Here is a 27,000-nt window from a genome sequence, read left to right on the forward strand (position 1 = left end):
TCGCGCCGAGGCTCAGGCGCTGGCGCGGTGGAGGATTTCGAAGCCGAGATCGACCGATCGCAGCGGCAGCTCGCGACCGAGCAGGCGCGCCAGCAGCATCTCCGCGCTTCGGCGGCCGATCTCATAGCGCGGCAAGCGCAAGGCGGTGATCGCCGGATTGACGAAGCGCATCAGGTCGAGATCGTCGAAGCTCGCCAGCGCGAGCCGCCCCGGCACCGCCCAGCCGCGTCGGTCGCAATCGAACAGTGCGCCCGCCGCGAGCACGTCACCCGCGCAGAACAGCGCGTCGGTGTCGGGCCGGCTCTGCTCGATATAGGAAATTGCCTCCGCGCCGCCGACGAAACCGCGAGACACGCCAACCATCGCGCGCGGATCGAACGGCAGCCCCGCTTCCTCGATCGCCTCGCGAAATCCCACTTGCCGTTCCGACGCGCGCGGGTTGCGCACCAGGCCGGCAAAGGCGATCCGCGAATAGCCGAGCCGCGCGAGATGCAACGTCATCGCCTTCGCCGCACCCCGATTCGAATAGCTCACCACCATGTCGACCGGATCGGCGGGCATGTCGCCGTTCTCGACGACGGGAATCGCCGCGCCACGCAGCATCTTGATCGCGGCGGCGCTATGGCGAGTCGAATGCAGCACGAGACCGCTGACACGCTGCGCGAGGAACGCGGCGATGACGCGCTCCTCCTCTTCGGGATCATCCGAGCTTTCCGCCAGCATCAACTGGAAGCCGGCCGGGCGAAGCACGTCCGAAATGCCCTTTACCGTCTGCGAGAAGATCGAGTTTTCGAGGCTCGGCAGGATCAGCCCGATCACGGTAGAGCGGCTCGACGACAGGCTGCGCGCGAGGTGATTGTGAACGTAGCCGAGTTCGGCGACCGCCTCCTGCACGCGCGTGCGAAGCGCTTCCTTGACCTTCTCGGGCTGGTTGAGCGCGCGCGATACCGTCATTCGCGACACGCCAGCGAGTTTGGCGACCTCGCGCATGCGGATTCCGCCGCCGCCCCTTGAAGACGAATTGCCGTCTCGCACCGATGATCCCTTCGTTGTTTGTGACAGTGTAGCAAATCGTGATCCGCGGTCTATGGCGCCGCGCCACACGACAGACATACCGGCAGAATTTTGGGATCGATCCCAAAATCCTACGTGGTTCGACGATCGAACGGCCAATTGTGGGGCTTGCCACCCTAGCTATTGCATCGTAGATATTTGATACCGGTACCTAGATTTTCAAAAAGGTGGAGAATTCGTGATAGGGGCGTCGCAGACGATATCGGAATGGGTGGCCGGCATGACGTTCGCCGACGTGCCGGAGGATGTCGTGGCGAGCACACGCTTCCGCGTGCTCGACGTGATCGGCCTGTCGATCGCGGGAAGCCGGACTCCGTTCGGCGCGTCGGTCAGCGAGGCGGCGACGCTCTATCCTGGCGACGAGGCGGCGGTGTGGGGCACGGCCCGGCGAGCGAGCGCGATCGGTGCCGCCTTCATCAACGGCGCGCTGTCGCAGGCGCTCGAATATGACGACACCCACAACGAATCGATCGTCCACATGAGCAGTCCGGCGGTTGCCGCAGCGCTCGCGCTCGGTGAGCGGACCGGGGCGAGCGGCCGCGACGTCCTCACCGCGGTCGCGATCGGTAACGAGATCAGCGCACGGGTCGGCAGCGTCACGCCGCAGCAATTCCACAAGCGCGGCTTCCATCCGTCAGGACTGTTCGCCCCGTTTGGGGTGTGCTGGCTGGCGGCGAGCCTGTTGCGGCTCGCGCCGGCGCAGATGGTCGCCGCCGCCGGCATCACCGGCAGTTTCGCGGCCGGGCTGATCCAATGCTGGGTCGACGGCACCCAATCCAAATTCCTTCACCCCGGCTGGGCGGCGCAAAGCGGCATCACCGCCGCCGTGCTCGGCCAATCTGGCGTGACTGGGCCGGGCGAAGTCTTCGAGGGACGCTTCGGGCTTTTCGCCTCGCATCTGCAGGCGGCGGAGCCCGCGCCGGCGTTCGGACGGCTGACCGATAACCTCGGCAGCGTGTGGGACAGCCGCAACGCCTCGTTCAAGCCGTTCCCCGTCGCGCACGTCATCCACCCCTATATCGACGCGGCCCTGCGGCTGCGGGTGCGCGAGCGGCTGACACCCGAGCGCATCGCGCGCGTGATCTGCCCGGTCGCGGCCTATATCGTCGGCATCGTCTGCGAGCCGCTCGCCGAGAAACGCCGGCCGCTGACCGACTCGCATGGTCGAGTCAGTCTGCAATATACGCTCGCCGAAGCCTTCGTGCTGGGGCGGATCAGTAAGGACGCGTATGCGCCGGCGTCCTTGCGCGACCCGACCATCCTTGCGCTCGCCGACCGCGTCGAGTTCGTCGTCGATCCGACGATGCCGGGCAGCGAGCGGTTCAAGGGCGTGGTGATCGTCGAAACGGCGGATGGGCAGCGCTTCGAGGAGATCGAGGAGCATAATCGCGGATCGGCCGCCAACCCGATGTCGCGCGGAGAGATCGAGGGCAAGTTCCGCGAGAACGTCACGAACGTCCTCGACATGCGGCAGGCGGACGCGGTGATCGATGCGGTCGCGCGGCTCGAAACGCTGGAGAATGTGTCAGCGCTCACCGGCCTGATGGCGCCCGCGCATGCGTGAGCCGGTTTCGCTTGCCGGGCGTAGCGCGCTCATCACCGGGTCGGTTGGCGGACTGGGTCTGGCGATGGCGCGTGCGCTCGCATCGGCGGGGGTGTCGGTCGTTCTCACCGGACTCGATCCAGCGGAAAACATCGAGAGCGTGCGCCAGCAGATCACCACGGAGTTCGGCGTGGCGGCGCGCTATGTTGAGGCCGACCTGACCGACCCCGACGCGATCCGAACCTTGGTCGCGCGCGCGAGCGACGGCGCGCCGATCGACATTCTCGTCAACAACGCGGTGGTCCGGCATTTCGCGCCGGTCTGCGATCTCGCGCTGGAGGATTGGAATCGCGCGCTCGCGGTCAATCTCACCGCCGCGCTGCTTGCCACGCAGCTCGTTCTGCCGGGGATGCGGGCGCGCAACTATGGCCGCGTCTTTAACATGACTTCGGTGTACGGCTCGCGCGGGACGGTCAATCGCATCGACTATGTCACGACCAAGACCGCGATTCAGGGCATGACCCGCGCGATTGCGCTCGAAACCGCCGGCAGCGGGGTGACGTGCCACGCGCTCACGCCCGGATCGGTACGCACGCCGATCTGGGGCGAGCGGATCGACGAAACGGTAGCGCGCGAAGGCATCAGCCGCGAAGAGGCCGAACAACGCTTCCTTGACGGAAAACAGCCGAGCGGCCGCTTCATCGAGGAAGATAGCGTCGCCGAAGTGCTGCTGATGCTGTGCGGGCCGGTCGGCGAGGATATGAATGGGGCCATCCTTCCCATCGAAGGCGGATGGCTGGCGCGGGGCTGACCCCGATAGGTGGAGAAATCGACATGACGGATACTTCGGTGCTGGGCTTCGTCGGCCTTGGCAGCATGGGAAGCGCGATGGCGCCGCATCTGGTTACGGCCGGGCATGACGTGGTGGCGTTCGACACGGCCGAGACCGCGCTCGCCGCGTTTACGGACGCCGGCGGTCGCCGCGCGGATTCGGCTACGGCGGTGGCCGAGCAGGCCGGTATCGTCTTCATCAGCCTTCCCTCCCCGCAAATCGTGCAGGACGTCGCGCTCGCATTGGTGCCCGGCAAACCCAGGATCGTCATAGACTTGTCCACGACTGGCCCACGCATGTCGAAGGCCGTCGCCGACGCGCTGGGCGAGGCTGGGATCACCTTGGTCGATGCGCCGGTGAGCGGCGGGCGTGGCGGCGCGCTCGCCGGCAAGCTGTCGTTGATGGTAGCGTGCCCGAAAACGGTGTGGGACGAGGTGGCGCCGCTGCTCGCGACGTTCGGCAAGACATTCCACGTCGGCGAGACCCCCGGCCAGGCCCAGACGATGAAACTCGTCAACAACGCGCTGTCGGTCGCCGCGCTCGCCGCGACCTGCGAGGGCATGGCGATGGGGGTGAAGGCGGGGCTCGATCCGCAGGTGATGCTCGACGTGTTCAACGCCTCCAGCGGCCGCAACAGCGCCACGACCGACAAATTCCCGCGCGCGGTGCTCCCGCGGACCTTCGACTTCGGCTTCGCGACCCAATTGTCGTTGAAGGACATGCGGCTGTGCCTCGACGAAGCCGAGGCGATGGGCGTACCGATGATGATGAGCACCACCGCGCGCACCATGCTCAACATCACGCAGGCGCGCTTCGGCGGCGCGTCGGACTTTACCGAGATGGCCAAGGTGGTCGAACAATGGGCCGGCGTCGAAATCGGCGGCAAGTGACGGGAGCCGGAGATGGAGTCGACCTTCGAAATCTACGCGGTCCGCTACGGCCATCATGATCGCAACGCCGCCGCCAATTTCATCGGCGGCGATCCGCACGATCAACCGATGGCGCTCGACTATTTCGTCTGGGCGATCGTCGGGGCAGAGAAGACCTATGTCGTCGATACGGGCTTCGACGCGACCACCAGCCGCGTGCGCAACCGCCAGCTCGTCCGTCCGGTCGAGGATGGCTTGCGCGCGATCGGCATCGAGCCGGCGAACGTGAGCGACGTCATCATCTCGCACATGCATTTCGACCATGCCGGCAACCGCGACCTGTTCCCCGCAGCGACGTACCACTTGCAGGATGTCGAGATGGCGTTCTGCACCGGGCGGTGCATGTGCCAGCCGTTCCTCAACCATTCCTTCGCGGTGGAGGACGTGCAATCGATGGTCGGCAAGGTGTTCGCGGGCCGGGTGCATTTCCACGACGGCGACAGCGAGATCGAACCGGGACTGAGCGTCCACCGCGTTGGCGGGCACACGCGCGGGCTTCAGATCGTGCGCGTCAAGACGAAGCGCGGCTGGGTGGTGATCGGGTCGGACGCGTCGCATTTCTACGCGAATTTCGAGCAATATCGCCCGTTCCCGGTGGTCGAGAGCGTGTCCGACATGCTTGCCGGCTATGATACGATGCGGCGGCTATCGAGTTCGATCCGCCACATCATACCCGGCCACGATCCGCTCGTGCTCGCCCGCTATCCCGTGGTCCGCGCGGATCTCGCCGACGTGGTGCGGCTGGATCTGGAGCCGATCGGTTCCTAGATCTTAATAAGATGCCTTAGCCCGTTCGTACTGAGCGAACGGAGTTGGCTATTCGCTCGGTGCCACGGAGAACGCATGACCGATACCATTCTCGACACGCTCAAGGCGGACGGCTGGCTGCGCGAGACGAACGCGATCGGTGGCGTGTGGCGAGCCGCCGACACGGGCGAGACCCTGGACGTCACCAACCCGGCGACGGGCGCGGTGATCGGCACGATCGCCTGGGCGGGCGCTGTCGAGACGAACGCGGCGATCGATGCCGCACAAGCCGCGTTCAAGACCTGGTCGATGACGCTCGCGGCCGAGCGCGCCGCCGCACTGCACCGCATGGCCGCAGTCATCCGCGAGCACGCCGAGCCGCTCGCGGCGATGTTGACGCTCGAACAGGGCAAGCCGTTGGCGGAAGCCCGTGCGGAAATCCTGCTCGGCGCGCAGTATGTGCAATGGTTCGCGGAAGAAGCGCGCCGCATCAACGGCTCGGTCGTGCCCTCGCCGTGGCCGGGCCGCCAGGTCCTCGTCACGCGCGAGCCCGTGGGGGTGGTCGCGGCGATCTCGCCGTGGAACTTTCCCTTCTCTATGCTGTCACGCAAGATTGCGCCGGCGCTTGCGGCGGGCTGCACCGTCGTCGTCAAGCCGTCCGAATTCACGCCCTATTGCGGGCTGCTGTGGGCGGTGCTCGCCGAACAGGCAGGCATCCCCGCCGGTGTCGTCAACGTCGTCACCGGCGATGCAGTCGCGATCGGCGGCGCGCTCACAGCCAGTCCGCTGGTGCGCAAGCTGACCTTCACCGGCTCGACTCGGGTCGGCAAGCTTCTCTACGAGCAGTCGGGCGCGACGATGAAGAAGCTGTCGATGGAACTTGGCGGCAACGCGCCGTTCCTCGTCTTCGACGATGCCGATCTTGAGAAGGCGGTCGAAGGCGCGATCGCCTCGAAATACCGCAACAGCGGGCAGACCTGCGTCTGCACCAACCGCTTCTACATCCAGGACGGCATCTACGACGCGTTCGCCGCGCGTTTCACCGAGCGGGTTAAAGCGCTCAAGGTCGGCGACGGCTTCGCGGCCGATGTCCAGCAGGGTCCGCTCATCAACGATGCTGCCGTGGCAAAGGTCGCGGCGCATGTCGCCGATGCGGTGGCGAAAGGCGGCGTGGTGCTGACCGGCGGCAAGCCGCACGCGCTGGGCGGCACGTTCTACGAGCCGACCGTCATCCGCGATGCGACCAAGGACATGCTCGTCGCGCATGAAGAGACGTTCGGGCCGCTGGCTGCGCTGTTCCGCTTCACGCACGAACAGGACGGCATCGATGCCGCCAATGCCACCGAATTCGGGCTTGCCGCATATTTCTACACGCGCGATCTCGCCCGCACATTTCGCGTCGCGCGCGCTCTGGAGGCGGGGATGGTCGGCATCAACGAAGGCATCATCACCAGTGAGGTCGCGCCGTTCGGCGGCGTGAAGGACAGCGGCATCGGCCGTGAGGGATCGAGCCTTGGCATCGAGGAGTTCCTGCACGTCAAGTATCTGTGCGTGGGCGGTCTCTGACCACTGTGTTCAATCCGGCGCGTTGACGGCGTTGGACGGCGTGACGTTCGCGCCGCTATCGACACCACCTACAGGGCAGCGCGCGCGAAGGCTGGTGGAAAGCCGAGTGCGCTGACACTTGGCTCGCCACCGGCAACCGCAGCTTCAGTCGTCGCGGTGCCACCCGGTGAAGATGCGTCGTCCGGTGTCATGCAGAACTTTGCGTCGCTCATCCTCGTTCAGCAACGCGGTGGAGGCAATCGCGCGCGCGATCATTTCCTTATAGGTGCCAGACGAAGTGCCAATGTCGGAACCCCACATCACCTTGTCCGGGCCATAGAGATCGACCGCGCGGCGCAAGACCTCCTCCGGCGAGATGCCTTGTTCACGGATTACATCCATGCTGAGCGAGGTGAATTTTACGGAAATGTTATCGCGCTTGGTAAAGCCGGCGAAGTTCTCGCCCAACCCAAAATCCGCGTCGGTCACGACGGGCATGAAAAGATGGTCCAGCACGATCGGTAGGCTGGGGAAGCGATCGGCCATCGCCTCGATCACGGGGATCAGGATCTCTCCCCCGACCCCTGGTGCTTCGATATCGACGACCAAGCCGAGCTGGTCGGCAAGCGACCAGACCTCGATCGATTCGGGCGCACTCAACCAGCTTTTCTTGTCCTTGATGCCGACGCCGAAGAAGCGGATGCCCACTATTCCGCGTTTCGCCAGATCCTGTACCATGCCCGGCGTTTCAGGCGCCTGCGGATCGACGATGATGACGGCGCGCATCTGATCCGGGAAAATATCGGCGGCATCGACGATATAGCTATTGTCGGTGCGGTAGATCATCCCTTTCTGCACGGCCGCGATACCCACGACATTTTCTTCTTCCATCCAGGCATGCATCTGCTCGGCAGTCGGCTTTTCGTTGATCGGATCAGGGCCATGCATGCCGCCGGGCTTGCCGATGGTGCCGGGGCCGAAGGGCGTATACGTTCCCGACACATTCTCGGTCGGGGCAAGCTTGATGGGGTTGCGCGGATAGCGCGCGATATCGTCAGAAACCAAATGGGCATGCGAATCGTACAAACGCATGCGGGTTTCCGGCAGAGCGCCATTAGAGTTCGGGACCGACACTTCGCTCTCCATCGTTGGTTCTTGTGCGACCGGATTTGGCCCATCACCGGCACGTCCACAACGACCCGAATGGACTGGCACCGCGCGCTTTTGATATACTGACCACGGAGCGGCGCCGAAGGCGCGTTGACGCCCCCCTTGCTTTCCATTTCTGCGCGAGAGTATTCCGGCCTTGAGAAGCCTACGGGCCAGGCGCTGGAACACACTCTTCCCCGCCGCGAGGCAACTGGCGCCGCAACCTGTCGAATGTCCGATGGTGCCCCGAGCCGCGCTCTTCGTCCCCGCGCCGCCTAGACGAACACCGCCGCAATGACCGCGACGACGTCGGCCGGTGAGCATATGTCGAGGTCCAGTTCCAGATCGGGGGTGCTGCTATACCCTTTCCTGGCGCCCCATCGATCGAAGGTCACCGTAACGATCCGGTAGCCGTCGCCGCCGCGGACCACGGCGAGGCCACCGGCGGTCACCGGGCGATCGGGGTCCGCCACCACGACCGCGCTGGCGGGCAGCCCGGGGCCGAGCGTGGCACGGCACACGCGCAGGGCAAACGCCGCCGGACCGGCATCGCGCGGCGCCGGGACAACCGCGTCGGTGGGGGTAAAGGCGATCAAGCCGTCCGCCAGCGGCGCGCCGAACACGGGCAGCACGTGCGCAGGCTCGGGCGGGTGCGCGGCTGTCGCCACGGCCCTCGGCGCGCGCGCGGCGGCTTTGCGTCCCACCGGCTTCGCCACGCTCGCGAGTTCAGCCGACAGCGCCGCAGTGCGCTCGCGCGCGCGCCGCTCGCGGTCGGCCGGATCGACGATCCGCCCGATCGCGGCGTCGAGGTCACCGCGGCGATACTGGTCGGCGACTTTGGCGCGCAACGCATTCTCGTCGGCGACGCCGAACACGCGGCACACCGCCGCCACGGTCGCGGCATTCCAGCGATCAAACGTCTTGTGCGCGTTTTCGAGACGCGACAGGATGACCGGCGGCAACCCGAACTCCTTGTCGAGCGCGGCAATCGTCAGCGTCGCATCGGCATTGCGGAGCGCTCGCAACGCGGCGGCGAGTTGAATGGCGAAGCGCTCTTCCTCCGGCGAAATCGCGCTAGTATCCTGAAACGGCAGCGCCCAGGCGGCGATATCGAAAGCCGGGTCGGCCAGATCGATCAGCAAATCGGCTGGCGCCACGTCGAGCGCGCGCGCGATCTGCCGCAGTTCATCCGCGCGCGCGACGACTTCGCCACGCTCGATCTTGGACAGGCGGATATAGGGAATGTCGGGCACGCACTCGCCCAACGCCATCAGCTTCTGCAGGCCGTGGGCGCGGCGCTGCTCGCGAACGCGATTGGGAAAGACAAAGGCACGATAGCGGTCGGGCACGATCGGCGCAGGATCTGCCGGGATGCCCCGGCGCCTCTTGGCGGCGGTGTCGCGCCCCTGCTTGGCTTCTGATGGTGATGATCGAGTCCGCGCCATGCTATCCTTCACCATCGAGGCGGGGCGCCATCATCTGCCCCACCCGATCGTTATGGGATAAGCCCGGGATGTTCAATCTTGCCGAACTGGCGATCTTGCGCCGGCGGCTCAGTGCCACACCCGGCTGCCGGGCACGCCGCTGTCGGTCCGGCTGGCGTCGGCGATCATCGCATCCGCGATATCGTCCTGCGGTTCCTCGTCGCGCCGCATCGACGCCATCGTACCGTTGGCCGGCGCCGTGATCGCGACAAGTCGCGAAAGCACGTTATGCGGTTGGCCGAGCGGCGGCAGGATCTGCGTGGCGGCGATCTGCGGCTTCGCGTTGCGGCTTCGCGCGTCGGGCGCCTTGGGCCGGCGATAGTCCGCCATCATCGCGAAGCGCGGGTCGGCGCTGGCGAGCTCGGCAATGCTCCGCGCGGCGCGCTTGGTAATCTGCCGCACGCGCTCCTTGGTGACTCCGGTATCGGTGCCCAGATCATCGAGCGTCGTCACATCGAAGACACGACGCTCGACGATCTCCTTGTCTCGCAAAAGCTTCTGTTCCAGCTTCTCGAGCTCGATCGGGCACAGGCCGCGCGCGCGCGCACGCGGCACCTGCGCGGCAATGGCGGCGGAATCGAGCGGCTCGGAGCGCAGCGCGCGCTTGGGCCGCGGGCGCTTGCGCAATTGCGCGATGCCGGCGGCGCGTTCCTGGTCGATATAGGCCTCGATCAGCGACGCGGCTGCCGCCTGGGCGAGATAGTCGGAGGCGCCCGCCTCGGTGCGCGCCAGTGCGCCACCGTCCTCGAGCATCGCTTCCAGGCTTGCCTCGCCGCCGTCGTCGCCGGTGGTGATGGCGTGCAGCGAGACGGTCGTCGCATCGACCTTCTTGGCGGAAGGCCGCTGGTCGGTCATCACCCGGAAGCGCAGGCTCTGCAACTCGCCGCGGATCTGCCAGTTTATGAAGGTCGTGAACTGCGCCTTGGTTGGATCATAATCACAGATGAACTCGATCAGATGGTGGTCGGCGAGCAGGCGCGGATAGGGCGCGAAAAGCTTGCTCGATTTGGGATCGTCGAGATGCGGCTCGATGCCGGTCGCGCCACCCTTTTTGAACGTACTGAGCAGCCGGAACAGCAGCGTCAGCAGATCGCGAAAGTCGCTGTCCTTCCAGCGCGGCCCCTTGAACGAGCGGAGGATGCCTTTGCCCGCGTTCTTGACCGTGGCGAACGAATTGCCGACGACGAACGCGCCGATCGCGGCGCCGACGATCGCCATCAACTCGTGCGGCAGCGCCTCGAGGATCACCGCCATCTTGCCGCCCGACATCAGGAAGCTGCCGAACACGCATCCCAGGATGAGGAGAAATCCGACACCGTTCACCATGACGCGCTTTGCTTTTCCGAGACGAGGATCATATTACTTTATAGGAGGAGCGCGCCGCCTGGCGTCACAACCCACACATTCTATTGGCGAAACGCACGATCCCGCGCCGCCCGGTCCTGCCATTCGATCACCTTCAGGTAATTGCGCAGGCGGTTGTGCTCGACCGCGGCAAGCAGCGCGTTATCGTGGAACGGCGCCACGATCGCGGCGACATCGGCGCTCCACGCCGCATCGACATCGAACACCACGCCCAACCCGAACACCGCAGGGATATGCGCGAAAGCGAGCGTGCGCCCCGCGCTTCCCACATGCGCGATGTAATCCTCGACCGCGGTCAGCACGCCGTTGCGCGGCCCGCCCGACCGGTTTGCCATCGCCCAGTGCCGGTCGCCGCGAAAGCCCTGGCCGGGAACGAGCTCGACCCGATCGAGCATCGCGCCCGCGCCGAATTCATGCGGGTGGCGAAACGCGGCGGGAATGCGATCGGGCGCATAATACATGTCGCGCCGCCCGGTCGGCCAGCTAACGTCGTGCAGGAACGCGAGCAGCGGCTTGCCGTCGCGCGTGCAGGCCGCATCGATCGCAAGAAGCTCGTGGAAGACCGTGTAATAATTATGGTCGCCGTCGATGATCCACGCATCGACATCGCGCACATCGTCGATCACGTCGAGGCTGGGCGCGGCGATGTGCGTCACGACCGGCGTGGCGGCGGCCCATGCGGTGAAAGCGGGCTGCGGCGCTGGGTCTATGCTGGTGAGATGGCCCTCGACCGCGCGCGCATAATCGGCGAGCAGATGCGACATCCCGCCATGCTCGGCACCGATCTCGACGATATGGCGCGCACGGGCGCGTTCGAGACTGGCGAAGATCAGGTCGGAGAATTCCGCCATCGAATGGATCAGCAAGTCGGTCATCGTACCTGCTCGGCGGACTGCGCAGGCCGCACCGGGGCGTCCGCGCGCGCCGCGATCGGCCGGAACACGACCGCGAGCATCATCGCGCGCGCGTCGCGCCGGGGCGGCGGCGGGATCATCATGAAGGCGCCCGCGTCCTCGCAGCGATACAGATGCGCCGCGGTCTGCTCCATGCCCTCAAGCGTCGGCACCCCCGCGACCTCTTCGAGTCCGGCGCGTTGCTGGTCGCTGAGGAAACGGTCGACCGGCATGAAGACCGCGCTTTCGACCTGAAGCCATTCATACAGCCGCCCGAATTGCAGCCCGATCGAGAACCGGCAATCGTCGATCGGAATCGGCGCGATGTAATAGCCATCGTGCGTCGGCGTCGCGGTGACCGTCCCGGTTTCGACGGTGCGGCCATCGGCTATCAGCACGGGAAGCGTGATCGTGCGATCGATGAAATCGGCATATTTCAGCGCCAGCCCGAAGCGCTTGTGCGCGAGCAATGTCAGCTTGACCGCAAGCCCCTCGCCATTCAGTTCCGCGGGCAGGTACATCCGCTCCTCGCCGCGCATGTAGAACAGGCCGCGCCGGCGCAAGCCACGCTGCGCCACCGCGGAGTCGAACAGCGGTACGGTGTCGCCGACGCCGAGGTTCACGTCGTGCTGGAAGTTGTCGAGCACGGCGAGTTCCTCGGGCATCGGCAGGAACATCAATCGCGCCAGCGTCGCGACCGCCGCGCTGCGGCGCGCGTCAGGATCGGCCGGCGGCGCCGATCGGACGATCGGACGATCGGCGACCTGCGCGAAATGGACCGCGCCGCGCTGGATCGCGTCGCGCACCGCGCTCTGCCCGCCCTTGATCGCATTGACCGCGCGCACCGGCACGCCATCGGCGGTGTAATCCACGACCGAGCCTTGCGCCGCCGTACACACCTGTTCGAGCACCGCGACATTGCCGCACATCGCGTCGAGCGTGTTGGCGTCGTAATTGTCGGCGCCGATGAAGCCGGCCTTGTCGAACCCCGAAATATCCTGCTCGCGCAGCAACAGATAGCGGCCCGCAACCGTGACCGACAACGCGCGGCGCAACAGCGGATCGATCTGGTTCTGCACCGATCCGTTATAGCCAAGGTCAACCAGCATCAGCGTATCGCCCGGCGCGGGCGCGATCGTGGTGCGCAGATAGCCGATCAGGCGTTCGGCACAGGCGCGCGACCGCGCCAGTACCCGCGTCATGCGCGGCCCGGCGCGGATCGTCCGCACGAGTGCGGCATGGCTATTCCGCTCGGGCAGCGCACGCAGCATCACCGCGATCTCCTGCGGCTCGAACAGCAATTGCGCGAGAATCACCCGGGCGGGCGTGGTGGTCTCGGCATCGAGGTAGCGCAGCACGTCCGCTTCGGTCGCGAACGACGCGGCGGTGGCGGTGAAGCGGCTGATCTCGATCGCATGGGTCGTCGCGTTCGGCTCGATCGCGTCGAAGACGAGACGCGGAAGATAGCCGTCGCGCATGAGGAACAGGGTATGGACCTGGCCAGCGCTCGCCGTTCGCAATGCGTCCGCCTCGCGCGCGAGCCAGCGGGCGAAGCCATGCAGCACCGGGCCGATCGCGGTGAAGCCGAGCCGTTCGGCGGCGTCGTCGATCCCCGGCTCGGCGATCGACAACGCGGCGCGATGCGGCTGGCTGTTGCGGTTGCTTGCGGCACCGGCATGAATCATCGCGCTGGTCGCCGCCTCGAGCCGCAGCCGCTGCTCGGTGGTCGCGGTGAACTGCTTGAGATGCAGCGCGCGCACCCCCGCCGCGCGGCCGGCGACCAGATCGGCCGCGCGGTTGTCGCCGATGTGGAGCACCGTGTCCGCGCGCACACCGAGCTCCTTGATGACGTCGCCGATCAGCCCCTCGCCTTTCGACAGCCCGTATTCGGACGAACAGAAAATCCGGTCGATCAACGCGCGCACGTCGGCGCCAGCGCTGTCGGAGATCAACGCGCCGAGCTGTGCCGCATCGAGATAGGTGTCGCTGATCACGATGATGCCGAGCCCGCGTGCGCGCGCCGCGCGCATCAGCTCGACCGTCGGCAGGAACGCGAAGCAATGCGCCGCCTCGGCGGCAAGCTCGGCCGCGACCATCGCCGCGCGCTCGGCCGGCGTCGCATTGGGCAGAAGCTGTGCGTAGATCTCGGCGATGCCGACCTCGTTTCGTCGCGCGCGCACCGCCGCGGCGGTGCGCGCGCGCTGCTCGGCCCAGATGCGCTGCTGGAGCACCGGGCTGCCGAGCGCGCGAAACACGTCGCTCGGCGCATGGGTATCGCGCCACAACAACGTGTCGAAACAATCGAGCGACAGGATCGTGATACCGGGCTGGCCGTCCAGCGCGGTCGGCAGCGCATCGGCCAGAATGGTGTCGTTCATGCGCGGTCGTCCCCAAATGCAGCGCCCGCAAGCGACGGGCCTTTCATTATAGGATGAGGCGCGACGATCGGTTGGCGCTGCTCGCACGCGAAACCGTCTAAAATGGAAAATCAGCCAAAGGAAACCGCATGTCGCTCGCAGCCTATCAGCGCACCCGCAACATCATCGAAACTCCGCGCCAGACCGAACGCCGCCTGATGTGCGAAGTCACCGGCGAGATGATTCACGCGCGCGACGCCGGCCACGTCCGCGCCGCGCTGATGCCGGCACTGCATCGCAACCGCGAGGTGTGGAGCACCTTTTCGGCGGTCTGCGGCACCGCCGGCAACCAGCTCCCGGCGGATGCCCGGGCCGGGATCATCTCGCTCGCCTTGTGGGTCGATCAGTTCACCAGCGACGTCGTCGCCGGGCGGGAATCGATCGACGATCTCATCGCGGTCAACCGCGACATCATCGACGGCCTCTCGGGAACCGGCCTGCCCGGTTGAGGCCGTCCCCGCCCGCGTCTCGCCAAAACAAAACCGCCGCGGCACTCGCACGTGCCGCGGCGGTTTTGTTTGGGTCCAGGTGATGGGGGCCGGATCACAACGCTCACCGCCAACCCGCGTCGCGTGGATTGGCGGTGCGCGCCTCATCGATCAGAACGCATTCCAGTCATCATGACCGCCGTCACCGCCAGCCATCGCCGGCAGCGCCTTGACCGGCGGCTGATACGTAGCCGGCGCCGTCTTCCGCGCCTTTGGCACGGCGCTGCGCGGCGGCGCGGCCAGCTCGACCGTCGGCACGGGAACGCTCTCCCCGGTGTTGAACAACGCGGCCTGTTCAGCCAGCGAGCGCACCTCGGTGGTGAGGTTGCGCGCCGCCGCAGACGTCTGTTCGACCATTGCGGCATTCTGCTGGGTTGACTGGTCCATCGCGCTGATCGCCGCGCTGATCTGCGTGATCGCCGAGGATTGCGCGCTGGCGTCGTCGGCCATCGTGCCGAGCAGCGCGTGGACTTCGCCGACGTCGCTCGAAATATTCGCGAGCGCGCCATCCACGCGTTGCACCGCATGCACCGCGGTAACGATGTCGGTCTGCGTCAGCGTCAGCTGGTCGCGCGCGCGCTTGGCCTCTTCCTCGGCGCGCATCGCCAGCGCCGAGACGAGATCGGCGACAACCGCGAAACCGCGCCCCGCGTCGCCGGCACGTCCCGCTTCGACCGCGGCGTTCATCGCCAGCACCCGCGTTTGGAACGCGATCTTGTCGAGTCCCTCGATCACGCTGTCGATGCCCTTGGCGCTGTCGGACACGCGCCCCATCGCCTGCACCGCTTCGTCGGCGGTGGCGCGACCGCCGCCGACCGTGGTGATCGCCTGGTCGGCGCGCGCGACGGTCCTCCCGGAGGACAAAGCCGTCGCCTGCAACCGTGTATCGATCTGCACCAACGCCGCGCTGGTCTCCTCAAGGCTCGCGGCATTGCTCTCGGTGCGCCGCGCGAGATCTTCCGAGGCTTGCGCGATCTCCTGCGATCCGGTGCGGATGCCGTTCGCGCTTTGGGTCACGGCAAGGATCATGCGGCGTACCGACTGCAGCGTCTCGCTATACCCGCGCTCCAGCGCGGCGAAATTGGCAGGCAGCGCGTCGAGTTCGAAAACCAGATCGCCTTGCGAAAGCGCGTGCAACGCGGTGCCGAGGCGCGCGATCGCCTGGTCGCGTTCGATCTGGTTTTGCTCGAAATAGATGGAGATCGACATTTCGAGATCGAGCAGCGCGGCCTTGACGACCGCGATGTTCGCTTCGCTCGCGCTGGGCGTGCGAAACAGCGCGAGCAGCCGCCGCCACGGCGAGTAGCGCTTGGCCACGCCGCGCATCAATTCTTCGAGGACCAGCGCATAGGCGCCGACATACCAGCGCGGCTCAAGCCCGATCCGGGCGTGGACGGCGCCGATCCGGCGGACACTCGAATGGAAATCGCCGTCGAACGTGCCGCTCGCGATCCTGAGCCAATGCGCTTCCTGCGACGCCTTCGCCCGCTTCATATGCTCGTCGTCGCGGAAGAAAGCGGCGGTTTCCGGCGTCGCGCGCGCGGTGGTGTAAAAGCGATCGAGCGCGCGCCCGATCAGCGCGGCGATCGTCGGCTGGATTTCCGCCAGGGTCGTCTGGTCGCGCGCGCCGATACCCATGAACTTCAGACGTGAACGCACGTCTTCGTGGATCGCCATTCTCTATTCCTCTATGCTTGTACGCGGTTACAATTACGCTTTGGGAGCGCAGGGCGCGTCAGAACGCATTCCAGTCATCCGAAGCGCCGTTGCTGGCCATCGCCATTACCGGCGGCGTGTTGCGCGGCACGGCGGGGGCTGCGGCCTTCTGCTTGCCCCTTGCATGGGCTGACAGGGCGGGCGCGGACGACGCGCGGCGCACGGGACCGGCATCTTCGGTCTTGAACATCGCGGTCTGCTCAGCAAGCGAGGTCACCTCGGCGGTAAGGTTACGCGCCGCCGCCGATGTCTCTTCGACCATCGCGGCATTCTGCTGGGTCGACTGGTCCATCGCGCCGATCGCCGCGCTGATCTGCGTGATCGCCGAGGATTGCGCGCTGGCGTCGTCGGCCATCGTGCCGAGCAGCGCGTGGACTTCGCCGACGTCGCTCGAAATATTGACGAGCGCGCCATCCACCCGTTGCACCGCGTCCACGGCGGTGACGATGTCGGTCTGCGTCACCGTCAACTGGTCGCGCGCGCGCTTGGCCTCTTCCTCGGCGCGCATCGCCAGTGCCGAGACGAGATCGGCGACAACCGCGAAGCCACGCCCCGCATCGCCGGCACGACCGGCTTCGACCGCGGCGTTCATCGCCAGCACCCGCGTCTGGAAGGCGATCTTGTCGAGACCTTCGATCACGCTGTCGATGCCCTTGGCGCTGTCCGAGACGCGCCCCATCGCCGCGACCGCTTCCTCGGCGGTGGCACGACCGCCGCCGACCGTCGCGATCGCCTGGTCGGCGCGGACCACCGTCTGCCCGGAGGACAAAGCGGTCGCCTTCAGGCGCGTATCGATCTGCACCAGCGCGGCGCTGGTTTCCTCAAGGCTCGCGGCATTGCTCTCGGTGCGACGCGCAAGGTCTTCGGATGCCTGCGCGATTTCTTGCGAACCGGTGCGGATGCCGTCGGCGCTGGTGGTGACGCCGCTGATCAACGCGCGCAATTTGGTCAGCGCCGTGTTGAAGTTGCTCTTGAGCTCTTCGAACTGACGAGGGAATGCGCGCTCGATCTCGGCGGTCAGGTCGCCGTCGGACAGGCTCGCGAGGCTGGCCGATACGATTTCGACCACCTCCTGCTGCTGTGAATCGCTTTCGAGCTTGGCGGCGGCGGCGGCCTCCTGCGCGATCGCCGCGTCACGAAACACCAATACCGTCTGCGCCATCGCGCCAACCTCGTCGCCACGGCTGACACCGGGCACCTCGACGCGATTCTCACCCGAGGCCAGTCGCGCCATCGTTGCGCGCAGCGTGTTGAGCGGGGCGATGATGCCAACCCGCGCGACCAGAAAACTGATCGCCATGCCGAAGACAGCACCGGCGATGCTTGCGACCAGCAAGGTCCACGAGGTGGTTACCGAATCTGCGCTCAGTGTATCGCTCGTGGCTCCAGAGCTGGCGATTTTGCCTTCGTTGAAGGCCGTCAGATCTTTCGAAAAATCCGCCGCAACCGCATCCGCCATTACGAGAACCCTCCGCGCCTCGTCATTGCGATTTGCAAGGCCGTATTTCGCGGCCTCCTGGGTCAGGGCGTGCAACGCTTTCAACGCATTGCGGAACCTCGCGATCTGCGGGGCCCACTCCGGAACGAGCTTTTCAGTGAAAGACAAACGCACCAGCGCACTGTCATAGGCTTCCTGTTCCGCCAGCGCAGCCGCCTTGGCCTGGCGGCTTTGGCCATCATAGGCCATCGTCTGATAGGCCGAACCGTCCATCACCGCGATGCGGCGATTGACCTGAGTCAGCTTGACCAGACCCGTGAGATTATTCACCAGGGCGGAATAGGTGGCATCGCTCTTGCGTAACCTGTCCGAGCCGACCCAGGCGACGGCGATCGTGAGCGCCCCCAGCATCGCTAACAGGCTGACTATCTTCGTGGCGATCTTGGTGCTTTCGAAAATGCGCATGGTGGCTCCAGATGTACGACGCACGCCCGGATTCAGGGCGCGTGCATATCGTCATTGTAGAGCGTGGTTCACCTATGCGTTCGGAATGCCCCGATTTTTCGTGCGCGGCGGCCTTGGTCGTCGGCGGCATCTGAAGGTGTTCGACGCTTCATGGCCGGGCGGCGCAACCGGCTCGCGCCAGCCACCGCTTCGGCGCCGCAGGCGCTGTCCATAGGTAAAACTCCGTAGGCCACCTTTTCGGCGTCGCTCGATATAAGGATGCCATATGGAGTTATGGCCGCTCTCAAGGATTTTCTTCGATGAGTGGGACCAACTCACACCTTATCCTCGCAATCAGGGACCCGGGCCTGCGCAGCTTGCTCGCGGCGCGGCTTGGCATGGCGGGGGAAATGCCGATCTCGACGGTCGATCACCTCGATCCCACGCTGGGCGAAGCGATCCGCGCGACGGCGCTGTTGATCATCGAGGAGTCGATGATCGAAGCGCCGCTGGCGGAATGGGTCGAGACGCTGCGCAACCAATGCTGGGCGGGGCGGATCATCATCATCTCCAACGCGGTGCTGGGTCTGGCGGAGACGGATGATACGGTGATGGTCGCTCCCCGCGATGCGGGTACGGCGATTCCGGCGCTGGTCCAGCTCTGGCAGGCCGAGCGTGGCAAGCGCCTCAGTTCATCGGAATAAGCCCCGCGGCAAATGCGATGCGCAACGCTTCGGACAGGCTGCGCACGTTCAGTTTGGCCATCAGGTTGGCGCGATAGATCTCGACCGTCCTGGGGCTCAGATTGAGATCATAGGCGATCACCTTGTTCGCCCGCCCGTCGATAAGGCCGGTGAGGACATCCCGTTCGCGCGCCGACAGACTCGCGATCGCGCTGCGCGCATGTTCCGCGAACGAGATCGCCAATTGATCCCGCTCGATCTGCGAGAAGGCCTTGTTGACCACATCGAGCAGCACAGCCGGGTCGCACGGCTTTTCGAGGAAATCCAGCGCGCCCAGCTTCCAGGCTTGCACCGCGATCGACGTGGCGCCCTGGCCCGTCAGGATGATCGCACCGAATTTGGGAGCAAGGCTGCCGATCTCGCGCAGGACGCTGAGCCCGTTCCGGCCAGGCATATCATAGTCGAGCAGGATACAGCCCGGCTCGAGCGTTGCGATCTCGGCGAGGAAATCGTCGCCGGACCGATAGCCGAACACCATCAGATTGGGCTGTGTCGACAACAGGCTTTGCAGCGCGGTGCGAACGGGCAGGTCGTCATCAACGACATAAACGCTGCGCGTGGTCATGCGGTGGTCTCCGACATCACGGGAATTTTCGAGAGGGTAAAGCGGAAGAGCGCGCCGCCATCATCGCCGTTCACGGCTTCGAACGTGCCGCCATGCGCCTTGATGACGCGGCGGCAAATCGAAAGGCCGAGGCCCATGCCCTTGTCGCGCTTGGTCGAGACGAAGGGCATATAGAGTTCGTCGAGCATCTTGCGGTCGAGGCCCGGGCCGCTGTCCGCCACGGTCACCTCGATCATCTCCGCGTCCTGGTCACGCGTGCTGATCGTGATCCGGCGGGTATCCGGGGGGCATTTGCGCAGTTCCTCGATGGCGTTGCGCAACAGGTTGACGAACACCTGCCCGATCTGGACCCGATCGGCCAGAATCGTGTCGACCGCCGGGTCGAGATCGTAGACGAGCTTGATCTCGTAGCGTGCGTCACCGACAAAGGCGAGCGAGACAGCGTCTTCGATGATCGTGCCGATCTGAACCGCCTGCATCTCCATGCTGCCCATCGTCGCGAAGTCGCGCATGCGCCGGATAATCTCGCCCGCGCGCAGCGCCTGTTCGCCGCCGAGCCGCAGCAACGATCGCCCCTGCTCGCGATTGGCCTCGTCCTTGAGGATCAGATCGGCCGCACCGAGAAAATAGGTCGCCGCGGCAAGCGGCTGGTTGAGCTCGTGGGCGATACCGGCCGCCATTTCTCCCATCGTGCTGAGCCGCGAGGCGTGGAGCAATTCATCGCGCATCTTCGCAAGGCGCGCCTCCGACGTCAGCCGCTCGGTGAGGTCTTCGGCAAAGCCGGTGAAGAGCCGTTTGTCGCCGACGTGCATGTCCCCCATCCAGAGTGCGATCGGCACGGCACTGCCGTCGCTGTGCCGGGCATAGGTAACCGGCGTGCCATTGGTGACGAGGCTCACCCCGCCCGCCAGATACCGGCTGATGAAAGAGGTGGTAGGGTCGGTACTGGGGTTTGGCGCAAGCATCTCCACGTTGCGGCCCACCGCATCCTTGGCGGTATAGCCGAACATGCGTTCCGCGGAGGCGCTGAACGCCCTGATGATGCCGCGTTCGTCGAAAATCACCATTGCCGTCGGCACGGTCTTCAACACCAGCCGAAGCTGCTCCTGCTCGGCCAGCAGCGCCGCCTCGCGCTCGTTGCGGTTGGTCACGTCGATATGAATGCCGATGACCCTGGCGAGCTTTCCTTCCGCATCGTACACCAGCCGGCCCGAGCCTTCGAGCGAGCGCAGTCCGCCGTTCGGCACGTTCATCTGGTATGTGAAATTGTAGCGTTCGGCATGGTTGGCGGCGGCGGCCTCGATCGTCGCCCGGACGCCGCTGTAATCCGCGGGCACAATCCGCGCCGCCCATCCCGACAGACTCGACAATTCTCCCGGCTGAAGCCCCAGCCTTTGCTCCATCCCGGGATCGACCACCACCGTGCCCGAAACGACATCCCAATCGGAGATTCCGATCTGATGTGCGTTGAGCGCGAGCAACAGATTGGCGTCGCTTTCCTTGAGCGCGGCTTCCATCTGCACGCGCGCCGAGATGTCGGTCATCTTGTACACGAGCACCGGCTCGCGCCCTTCGGCCTGGACGATGCGCGCGCGTTCGAGGATGTGAACCGGTGTGCCATCGCGCCGGTGCTCGATCACCTCGCGCTGCTGTTCGATCGCCGCGCCGATGTTGGGCGTGAGATCGGTCGAACCCACACCGCGCGACCGCAACACGGTGTTCTTGTCCCGGCCCACCACCTGCCCGGCGGTCCAGCCGAAGAGTTCTTCACACCCGCGCGACCAATGCAGGATTTCCCCCGTGACGGACGTGAGCGCGATCGGCGCCGATTCCATCGCATTCGTCGTTTCCCACAATGCCGCATGTTCGGCGGCCAGTCGGGTCATCGCCCAGAAGATCAGCGCCGCAAGAACCGCGATGTTGACGCCAGCCGAGATGATCTCGATCACGATGTCAGACGACACCCCTCTCTCGTCCGCCTCCAGTTCCACCAGCGCATTGATCGCGGGTAACAGCAGGATGATGGGAAACGCGCGCTGCAGGATCTTGGTCTGCTGCTGCCCGCGCCCGGGAAGGTCGGGCCATTTCGGCCACCCCCCCCACGCCAGCACCGCCGCCGACAGGGTGATCGCCTGCGCCGTCGCGGGCAGCGACGGCAGGAAATCGCCGACATTATTCGCCAGCGGCCCGATCTCGAACAGGACGATGACACCCGACATGACCGAGATGCCGAACGTCACGCTCGCGAGCCCCGCGGCCACCCGGCTGAACACGTGACCCTGATGACGGGCGAACGCCACGGCTACGGTCAGCATGCCCTGACAGACCAGCGTCCCGAGATATGGCGAGGCGAGATAGGCTGTCCGCCCACCGCTTGCGAGCGGCGGAGTGATCGCGATCCCCAGGATCGATGAACCGAGTATAAGGATCGGAATGGCCAGAAACATCGCCGCGATCGACGCGTTGAAACGCGGCGGAACAAGCAGCGCGGCGGCGAGCGCGATGTACCCGAGCGCCGCCAACGGGCGAACCGGACGCTCGGCGCCGAACCCGCTCAAAGCGTAATCCGAAAGCAGCACGCCGAGCAGCGCCACAATCCCGAAGCCGATCGAGGCGATCAGCAATAGCCGCAGGTTCAGCAGGCCGTGCCGAATGACGGTATCGATCACAGAGTCAATACTCTGGCGCATTCTACCAAAATGTACTCAAAACAGATGTTTTCGCTGCGCTGCAAAATACTTGCCCCCCGGCGGAACCATCTCTTTGCTACGCCAATAGGCGCCATCCGCAAGGATTTTTTCAGCGAAAGCCAGACTGTTAGGCGAATTTCCGCCGCGCGCGCCGATCCGCCCCGGACTTGCGCACCCGCGATCTTTGGTGGACGGATTTTCTGGTCCGAATGGGGCGAGACCCCGCCCCGTTCGCGATATGGTAGCGCGATCACGCGCCGATGTCGGTCAGGCCGCGCGACCCGGTGTTGCGGCATGTGCCGCTCCAGTTGCGCGGCGCGCCTTGCCGCGATCCCCGGTATCGTGGATGTTGAACCGGCTCGCCGCCTCGGTGAGCGAACCGACCTCGCCGGTCAAATTGCGCGCTGCGGCCGACGTCTGTTCGACCATCGCGGCATTCTGCTGCGTCGATGAATCCATCGTATGGATCGCCGCCGAAATCTGCGTGATGGCGACCGACTGCGCCTGATTGTCGCTCGCGATCGTCGCCAGCAGTTCGTGGACGTGTCCGACATCGCCGGAGATGCCCTCCAGCGCTCCGTCCACCTTCTGAACGGCATTGACCGCGACCACGATCTCGTTCTGAGTCGCGGTCAATTGGTCGCGCGCGCGCTTCGCCTCTTCCTCGGCGCGCATCGCCAGCGCCGAGACAAGATCGGCCACCACAGCGAACCCGCGACCCGCGTCGCCGGCGCGTCCCGCCTCGACCGCGGCGTTCATCGCCAGCACGCGAGTCTGGAACGCGATCTTGTCGAGTCCCTCGATCACGCTGTCGATGCCCTTGGCGCTTTCGGACACGCGCCCCATCGACTGAACCGCCTCGGCGGCGATCGCGCGTCCGCTGCCCACCGTCTCGATCGCCAGGTCGGCGCGTTCGACCGTGCTGGTCGCCGCAGCGGCGGTCGCTTTCAGGCGGCTGTCCATCTGCGTGACCGCGGCCGCGGTCTGTTCCAGGCTGGCGGCGTTGCCTTCGGTGCGGCGCGCGAGATCCTCCGAGGCGTCGGCGATTTCGCCGGACCCCGTTTCGATCATCGCCGCGCTGTCGCTGACCGAGGTGATGAGCGCGCGCAAGCTGTCGAGCGCATCGTTGAAGTTGGTCTTGAGCGCGATATATTCGGTTGGGAAATCGGCACGGATCGCGGCCATCAGGTCGCCCGCCGACAATTCCGCCAGATGCGTCGATACGGTGTCCACCACCATTTTCTGCTCGGTCGCATTGGCGTTTTGCGCCACGGCGGCGTCGCGGAAGGTGAACATCGCCTTCGTCAGGCGGCCGACGCAGTCTTCGTTGTCCGTAAACAGGATCGGGCTCGACAGGTCGCCGGCGGCGAGCCCCTCCATGCGCACGACAGTGATGACGTAGGGATCGGCAATGGCGGCACGGCACCATGCGCCGACAAAGGCGGTAAACATTGCGATCGCCGCGCCGGCCAACAGCCCCATCGCCATGCCGCCAAACCATGTCGCCAGACTCGCGGTCAGCGCGGCCAGTCCTACCAGCGCGGTCATCACGCAAAACGTCACGAACAGCTTCTGTCGGATCGGCGCGATTTCACGATACCATTTCGTCATGATCTTTCCTTCCGGAGCCCTGCATCGCGCTCCCTCACCCTCCCATTTTAAGAGAGACGCGGGTGAGACGGGTCCGAAACGGAAATATTTTCCACAACCGAGACGGCGTCGGTTCGGCGGCGGTCGGCTGGATACGAACGCACCGGCGGATGCACGCCTGCTTGTCCAGCGGCACAGGCAACGCGCGCGGCAAACCATTTCGTGCAACCGCGCTTGCACATAACGCACGCGGCTTGCACAAAGCGGCACCATGAATTCCCTGCCCCAAACGCTGCCTGCGATCCAGACGATCGCGCAGGCGATCCAGCTTTCGCTCTCGCCGATCTTCATGCTGGCGGGCATCGGGTCACTGCTCAACGTGCTCGCCGGGCGGCTGTCGCGCGTGGTCGATCGCGCGCGCGATCTCGAAGCGCTTCACCCGCGCTCCGCCGGGCCGGAACACGATCGTCACGTGTGGGAATTGCGCATCCTCGACAGGCGCATCAACGTCATCAACCGCGCGCTGGTGCTCACCGTGTCGAGCGCGGTGATGACCTGCGCGGTCGTCGCGATCCTGTTCGTCGCGGTGCTGCTCAAGCTGCACATCGGCACGGCGGTCGCGCTGTCGTTCATCCTCGCGATGATCCTGCTCATCGCCGGGCTGATCTCGTTCCTCGTCGAAGTGCATATGTCGCTGATCGCGATTCACATCCGCCCCGAATTGCTGGAAAAGGGCACGGACGCCTGACGCACGGCAAAACGCGCCAGCGCGCTGATGCGGCCGACGCGTTCACGAACCTTCGAAGCTCGGCGCGATCAGTTCGTCGCGGCGATCTCGGTCTTGCGCTCAGCGCTGGCGAGTGTCGCGCCGCATGCCGTCGGCGTCGCGCTCATGTGCGGGGTCTTGCCCGACAGGTGCAGCGGGGCGGCTTGCGTGCAGCCGCGCTTGTTGGGGTGATAGCTCACCAGCGGCGTGGTCTTGCCGGCGGGCGCCCAGCGCATCTGGTGCGTGTCGGACAGCGACTGCGCCGCGACGGGGGCGGCAAGCAACGCAAGCGGGAGCAGGGCGAACTTCATCGAAATCACGGGCGTTCCTCTCATATCAGATCATGATACCAAGGTAGCCCGGCGACTTTGCCCGCACCTGTCTGCTTCGTGTTGAAACGTGACGGCTGCCGTTCCGATTGGTTTCGCTATCGTGTCAAAGTATTGCCCGGCGTCGTACCCTGCGCATCGGCGGCAGCGTAGCCGTTGATCGTAGGCGCCGCTGCGCCTAGACCTTGCGCCATGTTTGCGTTTCAACGACCCGCCGCCGCGTGAGCGAACCCGTCATCATCCTCGTCGAAGACGACCCGCCGCTGCGCACCCTCACCGCGCGCGCGCTGCGTGAGAACGGCTATGCCGTCCACACCGCCGGCTCCGCGCCCGAACTGTGGATCGCGTTCGACAACGTCCCCGCCGATCTGATTGTGCTCGACATCATGTTGCCAGGCACCAACGGCATCGACCTGTGCCGCCAGATCCGCCGCAAGAGCGACGTGCCGATCATCTTCGTCAGCGCGCGCGGCAGCGAAGAGGACCGCGTGATGGGCCTCGAACTCGGCGCCGACGATTATCTCGCCAAGCCGTTCGGCACGCGCGAGCTGATCGCGCGGGTGCGCGCGGTGCTGCGCCGCCGCTCGGGCAGCGAGAGCCTGGGCGGGGTCGAGCGTCAGGACGAAGCGCATTTCGACGGCTGGACGGTCAACTTCCCGCGCCGCGAACTTCGCGCCGAAAGCGGCGCCACGGTCGAGCTGACCGGCGCGGAGTTCGATCTGCTCGCCACCTTCATCGCCCAGCCGCAACGCGTGATCGCGCGCGAGCGGCTGATCGAATTGTCGCGCACGCGGCTCGGCGAAAGCTCGGATCGCAGCATCGACGTGCTGGTCAGCCGCTTGCGCCGCAAGCTCTCGGCGACCGGGCAGGACGCACCGATCGTAACGGTACGCGGCATCGGCTACATGTTGCGCTCTGCGGTGACCCGGTCCTGAACCTCGCGCGGCGCATCTCGCTCGGGCTGCTCGGCCGGCTGCTCGTCATCCTGCTGCTGACGATCGTCGTCGAATTCGGCGCGAGCACCTTGCTGTACGAACGCGCATCCGAACTGTCGCTGCGCGAGGACGAGGCCAACCGCCTCGCCGAACATCTCGTCGTCTCGCGCAAATTGCTCAACGAATGGCCGGCCGATCAGCGCGTGCGGATCGCGCGCGAACTGGAAACCGATCGCTACCGGATCGGCTGGAGTCCGGTCGATCCCAACACCAGCGCGTTCCGCCCGCAGCTCGGCAGCATGCAGGGCCAGATCCTCGCGTGGGAGCCGGATCTCGCCCGCTCGAACCTGCGGCTGCGGCTGCCCGCGCTTCACCAGGACGGATCGACCGTACTCGGCGATCTGCAACTCGCGGACGGGAGCTGGATGACCTTCCAGATGCGCGGCATCACCAGCGCGTTCAATCCCTCCTACGACCGTATCCTGCGCGCGCTGCTCCCCGCGATCCTGCTCGCCATGCTGGCCGGTCTGCTGATCCGCTCGACGCTCAGGCCGCTGCGCGGGCTAATCCGCGCGTCGCACCACGTCGGCCTCGGCCTGCGCGCGCCGATCGCGGAAGAAGGCTCGGCCGAGATCCGCAGCCTGATCCACGCCTTCAACGAAATGCAGGATCGCATCCACGAACTGATCGAGAGCCGCACGCAGGCGCTGGCCGCGGTCGGCCACGATCTGCGCACCCCGCTCGCACGGCTGCACTTGCGGCTCGAAGGCATCGACGATGCCGCCCTGCGCGCCGAACTCGCCGAGGATGTCGCCGAGATGAGCGAGATGCTCGGCTCGCTGCTCGCCTTCTTCGGCGGGCAGAGCGATCCTGAAAAGCCGGCGCTCGCCGATCTCGCCGTGCTGGTCGCGACGCTGGTGGACAATGCCGCCGACCGCGGTCTCGACGCGACCTACGAAGGCCCCGACCATCTCGAACTGCGCGTCCGTGCGTCGGCGATGCGCCGCGCGATCGCCAACCTCATCGAGAACGCGCTCCATTATGGCGATCGCGCGCGCGTGCGGCTCGAAGCCGACGGCGCGCGCGTGTGCGTCATCGTCGAGGACGACGGCCCCGGCATCCCGCCGGAGCGGATCCGCGACGTCCTCACCCCCTTCGTCCGCCTCGACGAAGCGCGCGCGCGCAACACCAAGGGCATGGGCCTCGGCCTCGCCATCGTCGCGAGCGCGGTCGAAGCCGAAGGCGGCACGCTCACGCTCGCGAACCGTGCGGAGGGCGGACTGACGGCGACGATCATGTTGAAACGGCCCGAATAAAC

General features: G+C 65.9%; 21 protein-coding genes and 1 pseudogene. 10 read left to right on the top strand and 12 right to left on the bottom strand.

What is annotated here, in order from left to right:
- Window positions 1-12 precede the first annotated feature (12 nt).
- Window positions 13-990: a LacI family DNA-binding transcriptional regulator gene (locus J0A91_RS01825; protein WP_069203481.1), complete on the bottom strand. Its 978-nt coding sequence runs from the start codon at window positions 988-990 to the stop codon at window positions 13-15.
- 262 nt (window positions 991-1,252) lie between these two features.
- Here J0A91_RS01825 and J0A91_RS01830 point away from each other — a divergent pair, with 262 nt between their 5' ends.
- The 5 genes from J0A91_RS01830 (at window position 1,253) to J0A91_RS01850 (ending at window position 6,691) form a co-directional block, all read left to right on the top strand.
- Complete coding sequence (locus J0A91_RS01830) at window positions 1,253-2,638, top strand: MmgE/PrpD family protein (protein WP_169833067.1); 1,386 nt, start codon at window positions 1,253-1,255, stop codon at window positions 2,636-2,638.
- The gene (locus J0A91_RS01835) at window positions 2,631-3,428 is read left to right on the top strand and encodes an SDR family NAD(P)-dependent oxidoreductase (protein ID WP_069203483.1); all 798 of its coding nucleotides are present in this window, start codon (window positions 2,631-2,633) and stop codon (window positions 3,426-3,428) included. The genes J0A91_RS01830 and J0A91_RS01835 overlap by 8 nt, the downstream gene beginning before the upstream one ends.
- Window positions 3,429-3,451: 23 nt before the next feature.
- Window positions 3,452-4,339 (top strand): NAD(P)-dependent oxidoreductase, encoded by an 888-nt coding sequence (locus tag J0A91_RS01840; RefSeq protein WP_069206940.1) that lies wholly within the window; start codon window positions 3,452-3,454, stop codon window positions 4,337-4,339.
- A 12-nt stretch (window positions 4,340-4,351) separates the two neighbouring features.
- Entirely contained in the window at window positions 4,352-5,146 is a 795-nt protein-coding gene (locus J0A91_RS01845; protein ID WP_069203484.1) for an N-acyl homoserine lactonase family protein, read from the top strand.
- A 75-nt stretch (window positions 5,147-5,221) separates the two neighbouring features.
- Window positions 5,222-6,691 carry an NAD-dependent succinate-semialdehyde dehydrogenase gene (locus tag J0A91_RS01850; protein WP_069203485.1) on the top strand — a complete coding sequence of 490 codons (1,470 nt, stop codon included), beginning with the start codon at window positions 5,222-5,224 and terminating at the stop codon, window positions 6,689-6,691.
- 144 nt (window positions 6,692-6,835) lie between these two features.
- On the opposite strand, the gene J0A91_RS01855 is transcribed toward J0A91_RS01850, so the two are convergent.
- From J0A91_RS01855 to J0A91_RS01880, 5 genes and pseudogenes are all read right to left on the bottom strand, one after another.
- Window positions 6,836-7,816: an amidohydrolase family protein gene (locus J0A91_RS01855; protein ID WP_206364966.1), complete on the bottom strand. Its 981-nt coding sequence runs from the start codon at window positions 7,814-7,816 to the stop codon at window positions 6,836-6,838.
- A gap of 278 nt (window positions 7,817-8,094) precedes the next feature.
- A complete protein-coding gene (locus J0A91_RS01860; protein WP_069206941.1) occupies window positions 8,095-9,264 on the bottom strand; it encodes a helix-turn-helix domain-containing protein in 1,170 nt (389 codons plus the stop codon).
- A 303-nt stretch (window positions 9,265-9,567) separates the two neighbouring features.
- Window positions 9,568-10,629: pseudogene (locus J0A91_RS24735) on the bottom strand (motility-associated protein); the annotation flags it as partial.
- An 80-nt stretch (window positions 10,630-10,709) separates the two neighbouring features.
- The gene (locus J0A91_RS01875) at window positions 10,710-11,543 is read right to left on the bottom strand and encodes a class I SAM-dependent methyltransferase (protein ID WP_069203488.1); all 834 of its coding nucleotides are present in this window, start codon (window positions 11,541-11,543) and stop codon (window positions 10,710-10,712) included.
- Window positions 11,540-13,939, bottom strand: a complete 2,400-nt coding sequence (locus J0A91_RS01880) for an HAD family hydrolase (RefSeq protein ID WP_069203489.1) — start codon at window positions 13,937-13,939, stop codon at window positions 11,540-11,542. Before J0A91_RS01880 ends, J0A91_RS01875 begins: the two co-directional genes overlap by 4 nt.
- A 128-nt stretch (window positions 13,940-14,067) precedes the next feature.
- Between J0A91_RS01880 and J0A91_RS01885 the strand changes: the two genes are divergently transcribed.
- Window positions 14,068-14,427, top strand: coding sequence for a flagellar biosynthesis regulator FlaF (locus J0A91_RS01885; protein WP_069203490.1), 360 nt, complete (start codon window positions 14,068-14,070; stop codon window positions 14,425-14,427).
- A gap of 150 nt (window positions 14,428-14,577) precedes the next feature.
- Here the strand turns inward: J0A91_RS01885 and J0A91_RS01890 are convergent, their stop codons facing one another.
- Window positions 14,578-16,143 carry a methyl-accepting chemotaxis protein gene (locus tag J0A91_RS01890; protein WP_069203491.1) on the bottom strand — a complete coding sequence of 522 codons (1,566 nt, stop codon included), beginning with the start codon at window positions 16,141-16,143 and terminating at the stop codon, window positions 14,578-14,580.
- A gap of 58 nt (window positions 16,144-16,201) precedes the next feature.
- On the bottom strand, window positions 16,202-18,085 hold the full coding sequence (locus J0A91_RS01895) for a methyl-accepting chemotaxis protein (protein ID WP_069203492.1): 1,884 nt from the start codon (window positions 18,083-18,085) through the stop codon (window positions 16,202-16,204).
- Window positions 18,086-18,384: 299 nt separating this feature from the next.
- On the opposite strand from J0A91_RS01895, the gene J0A91_RS01900 reads away from it, so the two are divergent.
- Window positions 18,385-18,768, top strand: a complete 384-nt coding sequence (locus J0A91_RS01900; RefSeq protein ID WP_069203493.1) for a hypothetical protein — start codon at window positions 18,385-18,387, stop codon at window positions 18,766-18,768.
- On the opposite strand, the gene J0A91_RS01905 is transcribed toward J0A91_RS01900, so the two are convergent.
- From J0A91_RS01905 to J0A91_RS01915, 3 genes are all read right to left on the bottom strand, one after another.
- Entirely contained in the window at window positions 18,752-19,372 is a 621-nt protein-coding gene (locus J0A91_RS01905; RefSeq protein ID WP_069203494.1) for a response regulator transcription factor, read from the bottom strand. The two genes, J0A91_RS01900 and J0A91_RS01905, sit on opposite strands and share 17 nt — an antisense overlap.
- Window positions 19,369-22,041, bottom strand: coding sequence for a PAS domain S-box protein (locus J0A91_RS01910; RefSeq protein WP_069203495.1), 2,673 nt, complete (start codon window positions 22,039-22,041; stop codon window positions 19,369-19,371). Before J0A91_RS01910 ends, J0A91_RS01905 begins: the two co-directional genes overlap by 4 nt.
- 288 nt (window positions 22,042-22,329) lie before the next feature.
- Window positions 22,330-23,673 (bottom strand): methyl-accepting chemotaxis protein, encoded by a 1,344-nt coding sequence (locus J0A91_RS01915; protein WP_069203496.1) that lies wholly within the window; start codon window positions 23,671-23,673, stop codon window positions 22,330-22,332.
- A gap of 250 nt (window positions 23,674-23,923) precedes the next feature.
- On the opposite strand from J0A91_RS01915, the gene J0A91_RS01920 reads away from it, so the two are divergent.
- On the top strand, window positions 23,924-24,400 hold the full coding sequence (locus J0A91_RS01920; RefSeq protein ID WP_069203497.1) for a DUF2721 domain-containing protein: 477 nt from the start codon (window positions 23,924-23,926) through the stop codon (window positions 24,398-24,400).
- A 68-nt stretch (window positions 24,401-24,468) separates the two neighbouring features.
- On the opposite strand, the gene J0A91_RS01925 is transcribed toward J0A91_RS01920, so the two are convergent.
- Window positions 24,469-24,738, bottom strand: coding sequence for a hypothetical protein (locus J0A91_RS01925; protein ID WP_150126798.1), 270 nt, complete (start codon window positions 24,736-24,738; stop codon window positions 24,469-24,471).
- Window positions 24,739-24,968: 230 nt separating this feature from the next.
- Here J0A91_RS01925 and J0A91_RS01930 point away from each other — a divergent pair, with 230 nt between their 5' ends.
- The gene (locus tag J0A91_RS01930; RefSeq protein WP_069203499.1) at window positions 24,969-25,682 is read left to right on the top strand and encodes a response regulator transcription factor; all 714 of its coding nucleotides are present in this window, start codon (window positions 24,969-24,971) and stop codon (window positions 25,680-25,682) included.
- Complete coding sequence (locus J0A91_RS01935; protein ID WP_069206942.1) at window positions 25,679-26,998, top strand: ATP-binding protein; 1,320 nt, start codon at window positions 25,679-25,681, stop codon at window positions 26,996-26,998. Before J0A91_RS01930 ends, J0A91_RS01935 begins: the two co-directional genes overlap by 4 nt.
- Window positions 26,999-27,000 lie beyond the last annotated feature (2 nt).

This window comes from Sphingomonas panacis (genome assembly GCF_001717955.1).
GTDB classification, from domain to species: domain Bacteria; phylum Pseudomonadota; class Alphaproteobacteria; order Sphingomonadales; family Sphingomonadaceae; genus Sphingomonas; species Sphingomonas panacis.

Coding starts and splice junctions, on each gene's coding strand:
- J0A91_RS01825 (WP_069203481.1), bottom strand. CDS start 990: ATGCGCGAGGTCGCCAAACTCGCTGGCGTGTCGCGAATGACGGTATCG.
- J0A91_RS01835 (WP_069203483.1), top strand. CDS start 2,631: ATGCGTGAGCCGGTTTCGCTTGCCGGGCGTAGCGCGCTCATCACCGGG.
- J0A91_RS01840 (WP_069206940.1), top strand. CDS start 3,452: ATGACGGATACTTCGGTGCTGGGCTTCGTCGGCCTTGGCAGCATGGGA.
- J0A91_RS01845 (WP_069203484.1), top strand. CDS start 4,352: ATGGAGTCGACCTTCGAAATCTACGCGGTCCGCTACGGCCATCATGAT.
- J0A91_RS01850 (WP_069203485.1), top strand. CDS start 5,222: ATGACCGATACCATTCTCGACACGCTCAAGGCGGACGGCTGGCTGCGC.
- J0A91_RS01855 (WP_206364966.1), bottom strand. CDS start 7,816: ATGGAGAGCGAAGTGTCGGTCCCGAACTCTAATGGCGCTCTGCCGGAA.
- J0A91_RS01860 (WP_069206941.1), bottom strand. CDS start 9,264: ATGGCGCGGACTCGATCATCACCATCAGAAGCCAAGCAGGGGCGCGAC.
- J0A91_RS01875 (WP_069203488.1), bottom strand. CDS start 11,543: ATGACCGACTTGCTGATCCATTCGATGGCGGAATTCTCCGACCTGATC.
- J0A91_RS01880 (WP_069203489.1), bottom strand. CDS start 13,939: ATGAACGACACCATTCTGGCCGATGCGCTGCCGACCGCGCTGGACGGC.
- J0A91_RS01885 (WP_069203490.1), top strand. CDS start 14,068: ATGTCGCTCGCAGCCTATCAGCGCACCCGCAACATCATCGAAACTCCG.
- J0A91_RS01890 (WP_069203491.1), bottom strand. CDS start 16,143: ATGGCGATCCACGAAGACGTGCGTTCACGTCTGAAGTTCATGGGTATC.
- J0A91_RS01895 (WP_069203492.1), bottom strand. CDS start 18,085: ATGCGCATTTTCGAAAGCACCAAGATCGCCACGAAGATAGTCAGCCTG.
- J0A91_RS01900 (WP_069203493.1), top strand. CDS start 18,385: ATGAGTGGGACCAACTCACACCTTATCCTCGCAATCAGGGACCCGGGC.
- J0A91_RS01905 (WP_069203494.1), bottom strand. CDS start 19,372: ATGACCACGCGCAGCGTTTATGTCGTTGATGACGACCTGCCCGTTCGC.
- J0A91_RS01915 (WP_069203496.1), bottom strand. CDS start 23,673: ATGACGAAATGGTATCGTGAAATCGCGCCGATCCGACAGAAGCTGTTC.
- J0A91_RS01920 (WP_069203497.1), top strand. CDS start 23,924: ATGAATTCCCTGCCCCAAACGCTGCCTGCGATCCAGACGATCGCGCAG.